Origin of the sequence: Streptomyces sp. XY006 (assembly GCF_002237655.1) — a bacterium.
GTDB lineage: Bacteria > Actinomycetota > Actinomycetes > Streptomycetales > Streptomycetaceae > Streptomyces > Streptomyces levis.
Genome location: NZ_NOKT01000007.1, coordinates 211,085 through 223,753, shown reverse-complemented (window position 1 = coordinate 223,753; position 12,669 = coordinate 211,085). Strand labels below are relative to the sequence as shown.

Genomic DNA, 12,669 nt, shown 5'->3' with positions numbered 1-12,669 from the left:
CAGGAAGGCGGTCCCCGGAAGGGGGCGGCCTCTAGAAGGGGTACGGAGCCACGTCTCCGCGTACCGTCGTCCAGCGCAGTTCGGTGAAGGCCTCCAGGTTGGCCTCGCCGCCGAAGCGGGCGCCGGTGCCGGAGGCGGCCACTCCGCCGAAGGGCGCCACGGCCTCGTCGTTCACCGTCTGGTCGTTGATGTGGACGATGCCGGTCGGGACGCGCTCGGCGAGGTCCAGACCGCGGGCCGGGTCCCGCGTGACGATGCCCAGGGACAGCCCGTACGGGCTCTGCGCGGCCAGGGCCGCCGCCTCGTCCGCGGTGGTGAAGGAGCGGACGGGCGCCACGGGCCCGAAGACCTCCTCGGTGTAGGCCGGGGTGCGGTCGTCGACGTGGGCCAGGACCGTCGGCCGGTAGAACAGCTCCTCGTGGGTGCCGCCGGCGACGACCTTGGCGCCCGCGGCCCGGCTGGAGTCGACCAGGCCGCTGATCTTGGCGAGCTGGCCCGAGTCGATGATGGGGCCGAGATGGACCCGGTCCCGGTACGGGTCGCCGACGGCGAGCGAGTCCGCCTTGGCGGCCAGCCGCTCGACGTACTCGTCGTAGAGGGACGCGTGCACCAGGTGGCGTCCGGTGGTCATGCAGATCTGGCCCTGGTGGAAGAACGAGCCCCAGGCGGCCGTGGAGATCACCGCGTCGAGGTCGGCGTCCTCCAGCACGATCAGGGCGGAGTTCCCGCCCAGTTCCAGGTGCGCCCGCTTCAGGTGGCGCCCGGCGGCCTCGCCCACGGCCCGTCCGGCGGCGGTGGAGCCGGTGAAGGAGACGACCGGCACCCGCGGGTCGGCGACCAGGGCCTGGCCGGCGTCGGCACCGCCGGGCAGCACGTGCAGCAGTTCCTCCGGCAGGCCCGCGGCGGCGAACACCGCGGCGAGGGCCAGGCCGCCGCAGACGGCCGTGCGCGGATCGGGCTTGAGCAGGACCGCGTTGCCCAGGGCCAGGGCGGGCGCGACGGACCGGATGGACAGGATCAGCGGCGCGTTGAACGGGGCGATCACCCCCACCACCCCGGCCGGGACCCGGCGGGTGTACGACAGCCGCGGCGCCTCGCTGGGGAGCACCTGGCCGGCCGGGCGGGAGGCGAGCGCGGCGGCCTCGTAGCACTCCTGGGCGGCGACGTGCAGTTCGAAGTCGGCCTTGCCCGGGACGGAACCGGACTCGCGCACCAGCCAGTCCCGCAGTTCAGCGGCGTGCTCGGCGAACAGGTCGCCCGCCTTGCGGAGCACGGCGGCCCGGGCGAAGTGCGGGGCGCGCGCCCAGGCGGGCTGGGCCTCGGCGGCCCTCGCCGCGGCGGCCTCGACGTCCTCGGGACGGGCCAGGGCGATGCTGCCGAGATCCTGTCCGGTGGCGGGCTCGGTGACGGTGTACCCGGGCCCCGTGAGGGTGCGGGGCTGCCAGGTACGGGCGTCGAGCAACGGCATGACGGCTCTCCGATCGATCGGTCACCGGCTGACGGGTGAGGGGGACTCCCGTACGTGCGCGGCCGGTTCGGCGTCTTGTTGAGCATGCAGCGTTTTGTTGAGCATGCAACATCCTAGCCGTGCCGTGTCACGGACCAGCCGTGCCGTGTCACGGAAGCCGGGGCGCCCGGCCGGCCGCCGGAGCCGCGCGCCGGGTCAGCTGGACTCCCGGTGCAGCACCGTCGCGCCCAGCGCCTTGTGGGTCTCGGGCCGCGTGGCGGGGTTGCGCACCGCGCGGTCCACGAGCTCGGCCAGTTCCCGGCCCGAGGGCAGTTCCAGGTGGACGGTGCTCAGGCGCGGCCGCAGCAGCCGGCCCAGCATCAGGTCGTCCGCGCCGATCACGGCGGTCTCCTCGGGGATGCGCACTCCCTCGTCCTGCAAGGCCCGCATCAGCAGCATCGCGTACTCGTCGTTGTAGGTGAACACGGCGTCCAGACCCAGGGTGCGCCAGCGGGCGGCGAGGCGGGCGGCGGCCTGTTCGTCGTAGGCGAGGGGAAGTGCGGTGACCGTGGCGTCGGTGCCCCGCACGGACTGGCGGACGCCGTCCAGCCGGGGCGCGGAGAACGCGTCGAGGCCGGGCTCCTGCGGGACGACCACGCCGATCCGGCGCCGGCCGCGGTCGTAGAGGTGGGCGCCCGCGCTGTGGCCCACGGCGTCGTGGTCCATGAGCAGGGCGTGCGCGCCCTCGATGGTCTCGGGGCCGAGGGTGACCACGGCCCGGGCCCCCGAGCGCTTGAGCACCGCGACCCCGCGCGGGCCGAGTCCGGAGCCGGGGACGAGGACGGCGACGGGCCGCAGCTCGGCCCAGGCGCGGGCGGCCTCGTCGCCGTTGGGGCCGCCGGTGCCGTACTGCACGACCGTGTAGTCCAGGGTGGCGAGGGCGCCCTGGAGGTCGGTGAGGAAGCGGCTGTAGAGCGGGCCGACGGGGAAGGTCGGCGCGGGGATCAGGACCATGCGGCTGTGCCCGGCGCGCAGACTGCGGGCGGCCGCGTGCGGGACGTACCCGAGCTCCCGGGCGGCGTCGTGGACGCGGCGGCGGGTGGGTTCGCTGATCCGTACGGCGCTGGTGTTGTTGAGGACGTAGGAGACGGTCGCGCGCGAGACGCCGGCCAGGCGGGCCACGTCGGCGCTCGTGGGCACGGAGCGCGACGACGCGGGGGACGGGGGCGCGGGCGTGTTCGGTATCTGCACCATGACGACGGCATCTTGGCAGAAGCCTCAACGCGCCCTGTGGGCGGGGGAGTTGTGAGGATGCCGTGAGCGTTCACGGCAGGCCGGCGTCCTCAGCGGGAGCGGCCGGCCCCCGCCACGCGGTCGACCAGATCGAGCCACGCGTCCTCCAGGCGGCTCAGGGGCAGCCCGCACTGCTTGGTCAGATGGTGGACCAGCGCCGGGTCCAGCTGGCCCATCAGGGTGTGGGAGAGGAGTTCGCAGTCCGCCTCGGGGACCGCCTGCCGCAGGAGCACCTCGATGTGGTGGCGCAGCACCCGGCGGGCCGGGGAGATGTAGCGGCGGTTCGCACCGGGCTCGGCGGCCAGCTGCAGTTCCAGGTCGTCGGTGGAGCGGCGCAGCATCGCGATCCCGAACGCACGCAGCCGCTCGACGGGCGGCGCGCCGGGGCCGAGCGGCGGCGGGCCGCCGAGGAACGCCGCCTGGAACTTCTTCTCGGAGTGGTCGAGCAGCGCCGTCAGCAGGCCCGTGCGGTCGCCGAACCGGCGGAAGACCGTGCCCTTGCCGACGCAGGCCGCGGCGGCCACCGCCTCCATCGTGACGCCCTCGGCGCCGCGCTCCGCGACCAGGCGCGCGGCGGCCTCCAGCAGACGGGCGCGGTTGCGTGCCGCGTCGGCGCGCAGGCACGGCTCGTCCGCCTCCAGACCGGTGCCGAGCTGGAGCAGCTCGGGGTGGTCGACGGGCTCCTGGGGCGTCGGGAAGGGCGGCGGGACGGTGGACATGAAGCCAGCGTAAAGCATCGGGAACAAAACTGGACCGCGGTCCGGTTAGGGTGCTACAACAATAAACGGACCTCGGTCCGGATTGTGACGGCAGTGTTTCACTGCAGTTTTCACTACGTGGGAGTCAGCATGTCTGTTCGTATCCTCGCCCTCGTCGGCAGCCTCCGCGCCGGTTCGCACAACCGCCAGCTCGCCGAGGCCGCGGTCAAGCTCGCCCCGGAGGGCGCCGAGGTCAACCTCTTCGAGGGGCTCGCCGAGATCCCCTTCTACAACGAGGACATCGACGTGGAGGGCAGCGTCCCGGCCGCGGCCGCACGGCTGCGCGAGGCCGCGAACGCCGCGGACGGTCTGATCCTCTTCACGCCGGAGTACAACGGCACCATTCCGGCCGTTCTGAAGAACGCCATCGACTGGCTGTCCCGCCCGTACGGCGCGGGTGCGCTCACCGGCAAGCCGGTCGCCGTGGTCGGCACCGCGTTCGGCCAGTACGGCGGTGTCTGGGCGCACGACGAGACCCGCAAGGCGGTCGGCATCGCCGGCGGCACGGTGCTGGAGGACGTCAAGCTGTCCATCCCGGGCTCGGTGACCCGCTTCGCCGAGACGCACCCGTCCGACGACGCCGAGGTCGCCGCGCAGCTGACCGAGGTGATCGCCCGTCTGCACGGCCGGGCCACGGAGCCGGCCGCCGCCTGAGCGGGGCGCGTGGCGACGCCGCGGAGGGGCTGGGGCCGATTTTCGGCCCCAGCCCCTCCGGCATGTCCACGGCCCCTGGCGGGACGGGGGCGTGCCGTGGCGGTGTTGCGGTGTGCGGGGCTCGCCGTGGCGGTGTTGCCGTGTGCGGGGCTCGCCGTGGCGGTTGCAGTGTGACGCCGGGTGCGGGTCCGTCGTGGGCCGCTCGCGCAGTTCCCCGCGCCCCTGAGGGGGATTCGCCCCGGGCCGGCTAGGCGGCCCGGGGGGCTGTCTCCCGTCCGGTCGCGTGGATGGGGCGGTTCGTGTTCGTCAGGGGTGTGCCCGTGCCGCCGTGGCGCGCGGCGATGATCTCCGCCGCGATGGACACCGCGGTCTCCTCGGGCGTCCTGGCCCCCAGGTCGAGGCCGATCGGGGACCTCAGCCGGGCCAGCTCGGGCTCGCTCACACCCTCCTCGCGCAACCGCCGGGCGCGGTCCTCATGGGTGCGGCGCGAGCCCATGGCGCCGATGTACGCGACCGGCAGCCGCAGCGCCTCCTTCAGCAGCGGCACGTCGAACTTGGCGTCGTGGGTGAGCACGCACAGCACCGTCCGCCGGTCGGTCCGCGTACCGCGCAGGTAGCGGTCGGGCCAGTCCACGACGATCTCGTCGGCGTCCGGGAAGCGGGCCCGGGTCGCGAAGACCGGGCGCGCGTCGCAGACCGTGACGTGGTAGCCGAGGAACTTGCCGGCGCCGACCAGCGCCGACGCGAAGTCGATGGCACCGAAGACGATCATGCGCGGCGGGGGTACGGCCGATTCGACGAGCAGGGTGAGGCCGCCCGGGCAGTGCGACCCGTCCTCGGAGAGCTCCACCGTGCCGGTGCGGCCGGTGTCCAGCAGGGCACGGGCCTCGGCGACGGCGGTGCGGTCCAGGGCGGGGTCGCCGCCGAGACCGCCCTCGTGCGTGCCGTCGGGACGTACCAGCAGCGCCTTGCCGAGCAGGTCCGCCGGGCCGCGGACCACACGGGCCAGCGCCACCGGCTCACCGCGTCCGGCGGCCGACACGGCGGCGAACGGGGCGGTGGACGCGGCGGCGGCCCGCCGCGCCGCCGCGAACGGGGTGATCATGATGTCGATCGTTCCGCCGCAGGTCAGACCGACCGCGAAGGCGTCCTCGTCGCTGTAGCCGAACCGTTCCACCCGTGTCCGGCCGTCCTGGAGGGCCTGGACGCACAGTTCGTACACCGCGCCCTCCACGCAGCCCCCGGAGACCGAGCCGATCGCGGTGCCGTCGCCGGAGACGGCCAGCGCGGCGCCCGGAGGGCGCGGGGCGCTGCCGCCGACGGCGACGACCGTGGCGACGGCGAACTCCCGGCCCTCCTCGATCCAGTCCCGCAGCCGGCCGGCGAGATCAAGCATCGCCGCCCGCCGACAGGACGCGGTCGGGCCGGATCGGCAGGCTCCGGTGGCGGACGCCGGTCGCGTGCCACACCGCGTTGGCGACCGCCGCCGCGGCGCCCACGATGCCGACCTCGCCGATGCCCTTGATGCCGACCGGGTCGTCCGGGTCCGGGTCGTCGACCCAGTCGGCCTCGATGGGCGGCACGTCGGCGTGCGCGGCGACGTGGTAGCCCGCGAGGTCGGCGCCGTACAGGCCGCCGGTTGACCGGTCCCGGACGGCCTCCTCGTGCAGGGCCATGGACAGGCCCCAGATCATGCCGCCGACCAGCTGGTTGCGGGCGGTGAGCGGGTTGACGATGCGGCCGGCCGCGAAGACGCCCAGCATGCGGCGGACCCGCACCTCGCCGGTGGCCGGATCCACGGCGACCTCGGCGAACTGCGCCCCGAACGCGTGCCGTTCCTTCTGTGCCAGGGCGCCGACGGCCTCGGCCGTGTTCGACCGCGCGGTAATGCCCTCCGGCGGGATGTCGGCGCCCGGCACCAGGCTCCGGCGCAGTTCGTCGGCGGCGGCCGTGACGGCCCACGACCAGGAGCGGGTGCCCATGGAGCCGCCGGCGATGATCGCCGGCCCCAGGTCGCTGTCGCCGATGTGCACCCGGACCCGGTCCGTGGACACCTCCAGCGCGTCGGCGGCGACCAGGGTGAGCGCGGTACGGGCGCCGGTGCCGATGTCGGCGGCGTTGATCCGCACCGTGAAGGTGCCGTCCGCCTCGGCGGTGACGGCCGCCGTGGACGGCATGGCCGTCGTCGGGAAGGAGCCGGCGGCGGTGCCCGTCCCGAGCAGCCAGCGCCCGTCCCGGCGCACCCCGGGCCGCGGGTCGCGCTCGGCCCAGCCGAACCGGCGGGCGCCCTCCCGGAAGCAGGCGATCAGGTTGCGGCTGCCGAACGGCAGTCCGGAGACCGGGCCCACCGAGGGCTCGTTGCGGACCCGCAGCTCGATCGGGTCGATCCCGAGCCGCTCGGCGAGCTCGTCGAGTGCCGACTCCAGCGCGAAGGAGCCGGGGGCCTCGCCGGGGGCGCGCATCCACGTCGGCGACGGCACGTCGAGCCGCACGACGCGGCTGGCCGTGTGGTGGGCGTCGGCGGCGTACATCGACCGTCCGGCCGCGGCGCTCGGTTCGACGAACTCGTACACGGCCGAGGTGAGGTTGAGCGACCGGTGCTCCAGCACCCGCAGCCGCCCGTCCGGATCGGCGCCGAGCCTGACCCGCTGGGCGGTGGGGCTGCGGTAGCCGGCGAGCGAGAACATCTGCCGGCGGGTCATCACCACCCGGACGGGGCGCTGCAGCACCGTCGCCGCCATCACGGCGGCCACCTGGTGGGCGCGGACGCCCTTGCTGCCGAAGCCGCCGCCGACGTGCTCGGAGCGCACCCGCACGGAGGCCGGGTCGAGGGAGAACAGGCCGGCGAGTTCACCGGCGACCCAGTTGGTGCCCTGGTTGGAGTCGACGACCTCCAGCCGGCCGCCCTCCCACCGGGCGGTCGCCGCGTGCGGCTCCATCGGGTTGTGGTGCTCCTCGGGCGTGGTGTACCGCTCGTCCACCACGACGGCGGACGCCGCGAGCCCCGCCTCCAGGTCGCCCTTCTCCACCACGGCCGGCATGTGCCCGTCGGCCGGGTAGGCCTCGGTGTCGCGCTCGGCGGAGAAGGCGACGTCGTGCGGCTCCCGGTCGTAGTGGACGACGAGGGCCTCGGCGGCCTCACGGGCCTGTTCGGAGGTCTCGGCGACGACGAGCGCCACCGGCCAGCCCATGTGGGCCACCCGGTCGTCCTGGAAGAGGGCGACGGTCGGGTCCGGCGGGACGCCGAGCAGGCCGACGTAGTCGGTGGTGACGCGCGGGGCGTTGTGGTGGTGCAGGACGGTGAGGACGCCGGGCATCGCCAGGACGGCCTCGGTGTCCACGGAACGGACCCGGCCGCGGGCGACGGTGGACAGCACGAGCCAGCCGTGGGCGAGGTCGGCGAAGGGGATCTCACCGGCGTAGCGGGCCGCTCCGGTCACCTTGTCGCGGCCTTCCACGCGGGTGTGCGCGGTGCCGACGGCTCCCCTGGTGGCGGTGGTCATCGGGCGGCCTCCTCGGCCAGTTCGCTCAGGACGGCCACGACGAGGTTGCGCATCAGGGTCACCTTGTATCCGTTGTGGGGCAGGGGCCTGGCGGCCGCCAGTTCGGCGTCCGCGGCCGCCGCGAAGTTCTCGGCGTTCGCGGGGGCGCCGGTCAGGACGCGCTCGGCCGCGCGGGCCCGCCAGGGGCGGGAGGCGACGGCGCCGAAGGCCAGGCGCACGTCGTGCACGAGGCCGTCCCGCACGTCGAGGGCGGCGGCGACGGACCCGATGGCGAAGGCGTAACTGGCCCGCTCGCGCACCTTGCGGTAGCGGGAGTTGGCCGCGGTCGGGACGGGCGGCAGGGTCACGCCGGTGATCAGCGCGCCCGGCGGCAGGGCGGTCTCCCGGTGCGGGGTCTCCCCCACCGGCAGGTAGAAGTCGGCCAGCGGCACCTCGCCCGGGCCGTCCGCCGTCTCGTACGACACGACGGCGTCGAAGGCGGCCAGGGCCACGCCCATGTCGGAGGGGTGGGTCGCCACGCAGTGGCCGGAGGCGCCCAGGACGGCGTGGTTGTGGTGCTCGCCGGTGACGGCGGGGCAGCCGGTGCCCGGGGCGCGCTTGTTGCAGGGCGAGTGGACGTCGGCGAAGTAACCGCAGCGGGTGCGCTGGAGCAGGTTGCCGCCGACGGTGGCCATGTTGCGCAGCTGCCCGGAGGCCCCGGCCAGCACGGCCTGCGCCAGGGCCGGGTAGCGGCGCCGGACCTCGGGGTGGGCGGCCAGGTCGCTGTTGGTGACGGTCGCCCCGATGCGCAGGCCGCCGCCCGCGGCCGGCTCGACGCGGTCCAGGGGCAGTTCGCGGACGTCGACGAGGAGGGCGGGCCGTTCGACGCCGGTCTTCATCAGGTCGACCAGGTTGGTGCCGCCGCCCAGGAAGCGCGCGTCGGGGTCGCCGTCGAGCAGCGCCACGGCGCCGGAGACGTCGTGGGCGCGCCGGTAGCCGAACTCCCTCATGCGGCCGCTCCCTCGGACTCGGCCGCGCGGGCGACGGCCTGGACGATCGACACGTACGCGCCGCAGCGGCACAGGTTTCCGCTCATCCGTTCCCGTATCTCCTCGGGGGTCAGTGCGGGCGGCCCGGCTTCGGGCCGTACGTCGCCGGTGGCCGCGCTGGGCCAGCCGGCCGCGTGCTCCTCGATCACGGCGATGGCCGAACAGATCTGTCCCGGCGTGCAGTAGCCGCACTGGAAGCCGTCCAGATCGAGGAACGCCTGCTGCACCGGGTGCAGTCGGTCGCCGCTCGCCACGCCTTCGATGGTGGTGATCTCGCGTCCCTCGGCCGCGACGGCCAGTTGCAGGCAGGACACGCTGCGGCGGCCGTCGACCAGGACGGTGCAGGCGCCGCACTGCCCCTGGTCACAGCCCTTCTTGGTGCCGGTCAGGTCCAGTCGTTCGCGCAGCGCGTCGAGCAGGGTGGTGCGGTGGTCGACGGTCAGCGTGTACTTCTCGCCGTTGACGGACAGGGTGAGTTCGCTGGACGTCGATGGGGGCATGGAAGCCTTCTTTCTCACATCGCGAGGTCAGGCGGGAGGGCGTACGGGTGGCGGTGCCGGTTCCCGGCCGGGCAGGATGCGGGGTGCGGACCGACCGTGACGGGGCCGGTACGGGGTGTCCGCGGGGAGGGCACGCCGGTACGATGAGACAAGCGGACAGTTGTCCGTTACCCGGAAACGTAACGGACAACTGTCCGCTTAACAAGGACGGGTTTCGGCCACGGATCGCGAGGAGGGCGAGTGCGGCAGCGGAAGGACGCTCCCTTGCGCTCGGACGCGCAGCGCAATCGTGAGCGCATCCTGGAGGTGGCGGTGGTCGAGCTGACGCGCTCGGCGGACGCGCCGCTGAGCGCCATCGCCAAGAAGGCGGGCGTCGGGCAGGGCACGTTCTACCGCCACTTCCCGAGCCGTGAGGCCCTCGTCCTGGAGATCTACCGCCACGAGATGCGGCAGGTCGCCGAGTCGGCGGCGCCGCTGCTGGAGTGCCGGGAGCCGGACCGGGCGCTGCGCGAGTGGATGGACCGCCTGGCCCGGTTCGCCATGACCAAGGCGGGCCTGGCCGACGCGATCCGCCAGGCCACCAGCGCGCCGGGCAAGCCCGAGAAGCCGGGACACGCGCCGGTGACCGAGGCGGCCGAACTGCTGCTGCGCGCCGCCGAACGAGCGGGCAGCATCCGCCCGGGCATCACCGCGGACGACCTGTTCCTCGCCATCGGCGGCCTGTGGACGATCGACCCCCACGACGACTGGCAGCCCCGCGCGACCCGCCTGCTGGACCTGGTCATGGACGCGCTACGGGTGGGAGCGCCTGGCAGGTGAACGACCGCGGGGGGGGCGGGGCGTGGGCGTGCGGCGGGCGTGAGGGCGACAGGGCCGGGCGTGGGCGTGCCGTCTGCGTGAGGGGCGATGGTCCGGAGGGCGTCCGGGGCGTGGCCCCACACTTGTGATCAGCGGCCGTCAGGCGACCCTCGCCGGAGCCGTCTCGCGTAGTTCGCGCAGAGCCGCCGCGACCGCCGGGCGGGTGTGGCCGCCGCTTCTCGTGCAGGTGAGGAGCTTGCGGTGGGGGTCGCCGGTCAGCCGCACCCGGACGAGCGGCAGATGCGGCGGCAGGTCGGCCAGGCGCGGGACGAGGGCGACGCCGAGCCGGTGGGCGACGAGGTGGGCGGTGACGTTCCAGTCGTGAGCGTGGTGGACGACCTCGGGGGTGAAACCGGCCGCGCCGCAGGCGGACAGGACCTGCGCGCGGCAGGGACTCTGCGCCACCGGGGCGATCCAGGGCTCCAGCGCGGCCTCCGCGAGATCGGCCCGGCCCCGTCCCGCCAGCCGGTGTTCCTCGTGGACGACCAGGTCGAACGGGTCGTCCAGCAGCGGCCGTTGATCGAACCGCGTGTCGCTCAGCGGCGGGTTGCGCGGGGTCGACTCGACGACCGCCAGGTCGGATTCGCCCTCGAAGAGCAGGTCGAAGCTCTCCGGGACGACCGCCTCGGTGATCCGGACGGACAGCCGCGGATGCCGCTCCCCCAGAGTCGCCGCCATCGGCGCCAGCAGCACCGAGACGGCCACCGGGAAGCCCGTCACGCGCAGCACCCCGGACGGCGCCCCGTGGTCGGCCCGCAGATCGAGTTCCGCCTGGTCCCAGCGGGCCTGGATGGCGTCCGCGTGGGCCAGCAGACTCTCCGCGGCGGACGTGAGCCGCACCCCGCGCCCCTGGGGCTCCAGCAGGTCGACGCCCAGGTCGCGGGCGAGTTGGCGGATCTGCTGGGAGGCGGCGGACGGGGTGAAGTGCAGGGCACGGGCGGCCGCGGTGACCGTGCCGTAGTGGGCGACCGCCCTGAGGACGTGCAGCCGGCGCAGGTCAATCATGAAGCCCACGCTTCACAATGCCGTCCGCGAAGTCAACCTGGACGTGAACGGACACCTGACGCACCCTGGCTGTGTCGCGACGGCCGACCAGCCACGAGATGCGAGGAGTTCAGTCATGACCAGCACCACCGGCACCCTCTGCCCGCACTGCGGCCGGCCCGACCGCAGCGAGCCGTTCCGGTTGCTGTCGCGGCACACCACCGCGGCGGGCCGTACGGAGTGGACGCGCTGCGGGTGCGGCTCGCTGCAGGTCCGGGTCGTCGACGGCACCGGCACCCGCGTCGTCTCCCGCGGCCGGCCGGCGGCCGCACCGGCTCCGGCCCGGACGGGCGGCTAGCGGACCTCACCGGGTGGCCCGCCCCGGCACCCTCCCCCTGGGAGACACTGTCGGGGCGCCCTCCCGTACGAGGATCAGGAGCTTGAGGCATGAGCGTGCAGCGGTATCCCCTGTCCGGGGTCACGGTGGTCAGCCTGGAACAGGCGGTGGCCGCGCCCTACGCCACCCGGCAGCTCGCCGACCTCGGCGCCCGGGTGATCAAGGTGGAGCGCCCCGGCGGCGGTGACTTCGCCCGCCGCTACGACACCACCGTGCACGGCCACTCCAGCTATTTCGTGTGGATCAACCGCTCGAAGCAGTCCCTCACGCTGGACCTCAAGGACCCGCGCGGCCGCGAGATCCTGCACGACCTGCTCGACGGCGCCGACGTGTTCGTGCAGAACCTCGCCCCGGGCGCCGCCGGCCGCCTCGGTCTGGACGCCGCCACCGTCACGAGCCGCCGCCCGCAGCTGATCCCGTGCACGATAAGCGGCTGGGGCACGACCGGCCCGTGGGCCGACCGCAAGGCCTACGACCTGCTCGTGCAGTGCCAGACCGGGCTGGTGTCCCTCACCGGGACCCCGGACGCCACGGCCCGGACGGGCATCTCCGTGGCCGACATCGCCGGAGGGATGTACGCGTACAGCGGCATCCTCACGGCCCTGTACACCCGCGCCGTCACGGGAGAGGCCCATCCCGTGGAGGTGTCCCTGTTCGAGGCGCTCGCGGAGTGGATGGGCCAGCCCGCCTACTACACCCGGTACGGCGGCACCCAGCCCCCGCGCCTGGGCACCTCCCACGCCACCATCGCGCCCTACGGCACCTATCCTGCCGCCGACGGCAAGGAGGTGCTGTTCTCCATCCAGAACGAGCGCGAATGGGCGGCCCTGTGCACCGAGTTCCTCGGCCGGCCCGAGCTCGTCGACGATCCGCGCTTCGCCACCGCCTCCGACCGCGTCGCCCACCGCGAGGAGCTCGACACGGTCGTCGCCGGCCGCTTCGCCCTCTCCTCCTCCGACGACATCCTCAAGGACCTGGAGCGGATCGGCATCGCCTGTGCGGGCGTCAACGACGTGCCGGCGTTCCTGGACCACCCCGTGCTCGCCGCCCGCGGCCGCTGGACCGAGGTCGGCGTGCCCGGCGCCACGGTGGAGGCCCTGCTCCCGCCGGCCGACCTGGCGGGCCTGCCCGCGCGCATGGACCCCGTACCGGACGTGGGCGAGCACACCGGGACGATCCTGGCCGAGCTGGGCCGCACGGAGGAGGAGGTCGCGGCACTGCGCGCGGACGGCGTGATCTGACGGATC

General features: G+C 74.4%; 12 protein-coding genes. 4 read left to right on the top strand and 8 right to left on the bottom strand.

Going from position 1 to position 12,669, the window contains the following annotated elements:
* Positions 1 to 31 precede the first annotated feature (31 nt).
* The 3 genes from CHR28_RS10890 to CHR28_RS10880 form a co-directional block, all read right to left on the bottom strand.
* Entirely contained in the window at positions 32 to 1,468 is a 1,437-nt protein-coding gene (locus CHR28_RS10890) for a benzaldehyde dehydrogenase (RefSeq protein WP_094053342.1), read from the bottom strand.
* A gap of 195 nt (positions 1,469 to 1,663) precedes the next feature.
* On the bottom strand, positions 1,664 to 2,701 hold the full coding sequence (locus CHR28_RS10885; protein WP_179272385.1) for a LacI family DNA-binding transcriptional regulator: 1,038 nt from the start codon (positions 2,699 to 2,701) through the stop codon (positions 1,664 to 1,666).
* An 89-nt stretch (positions 2,702 to 2,790) separates the two neighbouring features.
* Positions 2,791 to 3,459 carry a TetR/AcrR family transcriptional regulator gene (locus CHR28_RS10880; RefSeq protein ID WP_094053341.1) on the bottom strand — a complete coding sequence of 223 codons (669 nt, stop codon included), beginning with the start codon at positions 3,457 to 3,459 and terminating at the stop codon, positions 2,791 to 2,793.
* Between the two features lie 129 nt (positions 3,460 to 3,588).
* Here CHR28_RS10880 and CHR28_RS10875 point away from each other — a divergent pair, with 129 nt between their 5' ends.
* Complete coding sequence (locus tag CHR28_RS10875) at positions 3,589 to 4,152, top strand: NAD(P)H-dependent oxidoreductase (protein ID WP_094053340.1); 564 nt, start codon at positions 3,589 to 3,591, stop codon at positions 4,150 to 4,152.
* A gap of 247 nt (positions 4,153 to 4,399) precedes the next feature.
* Here the strand turns inward: CHR28_RS10875 and CHR28_RS10870 are convergent, their stop codons facing one another.
* From CHR28_RS10870 to CHR28_RS10855, 4 genes are read right to left on the bottom strand one after another with little or no spacing between them, the layout of a single operon-like run.
* The gene (locus CHR28_RS10870; RefSeq protein ID WP_094053339.1) at positions 4,400 to 5,548 is read right to left on the bottom strand and encodes an XdhC family protein; all 1,149 of its coding nucleotides are present in this window, start codon (positions 5,546 to 5,548) and stop codon (positions 4,400 to 4,402) included.
* Positions 5,541 to 7,655: a xanthine dehydrogenase family protein molybdopterin-binding subunit gene (locus CHR28_RS10865; RefSeq protein ID WP_094053338.1), complete on the bottom strand. Its 2,115-nt coding sequence runs from the start codon at positions 7,653 to 7,655 to the stop codon at positions 5,541 to 5,543. The genes CHR28_RS10870 and CHR28_RS10865 overlap by 8 nt, the downstream gene beginning before the upstream one ends.
* A complete protein-coding gene (locus CHR28_RS10860) occupies positions 7,652 to 8,644 on the bottom strand; it encodes an FAD binding domain-containing protein (RefSeq protein ID WP_094053337.1) in 993 nt (330 codons plus the stop codon). The genes CHR28_RS10865 and CHR28_RS10860 overlap by 4 nt, the downstream gene beginning before the upstream one ends.
* Entirely contained in the window at positions 8,641 to 9,183 is a 543-nt protein-coding gene (locus CHR28_RS10855) for a (2Fe-2S)-binding protein (RefSeq protein WP_094053336.1), read from the bottom strand. Before CHR28_RS10855 ends, CHR28_RS10860 begins: the two co-directional genes overlap by 4 nt.
* 240 nt (positions 9,184 to 9,423) lie before the next feature.
* On the opposite strand from CHR28_RS10855, the gene CHR28_RS10850 reads away from it, so the two are divergent.
* The gene (locus CHR28_RS10850) at positions 9,424 to 10,002 is read left to right on the top strand and encodes a TetR/AcrR family transcriptional regulator (RefSeq protein WP_094053335.1); all 579 of its coding nucleotides are present in this window, start codon (positions 9,424 to 9,426) and stop codon (positions 10,000 to 10,002) included.
* A 138-nt stretch (positions 10,003 to 10,140) separates the two neighbouring features.
* Here CHR28_RS10850 and CHR28_RS10845 read toward each other — a convergent pair whose 3' ends face one another.
* Positions 10,141 to 11,046 carry a LysR family transcriptional regulator gene (locus CHR28_RS10845; RefSeq protein ID WP_094053381.1) on the bottom strand — a complete coding sequence of 302 codons (906 nt, stop codon included), beginning with the start codon at positions 11,044 to 11,046 and terminating at the stop codon, positions 10,141 to 10,143.
* Between the two features lie 115 nt (positions 11,047 to 11,161).
* Between CHR28_RS10845 and CHR28_RS10840 the strand changes: the two genes are divergently transcribed.
* On the top strand, positions 11,162 to 11,383 hold the full coding sequence (locus CHR28_RS10840; protein ID WP_094053334.1) for a hypothetical protein: 222 nt from the start codon (positions 11,162 to 11,164) through the stop codon (positions 11,381 to 11,383).
* 89 nt (positions 11,384 to 11,472) lie between these two features.
* Positions 11,473 to 12,663: a CaiB/BaiF CoA transferase family protein gene (locus CHR28_RS10835; RefSeq protein ID WP_094053333.1), complete on the top strand. Its 1,191-nt coding sequence runs from the start codon at positions 11,473 to 11,475 to the stop codon at positions 12,661 to 12,663.
* Positions 12,664 to 12,669: the final 6 nt, after the last annotated feature.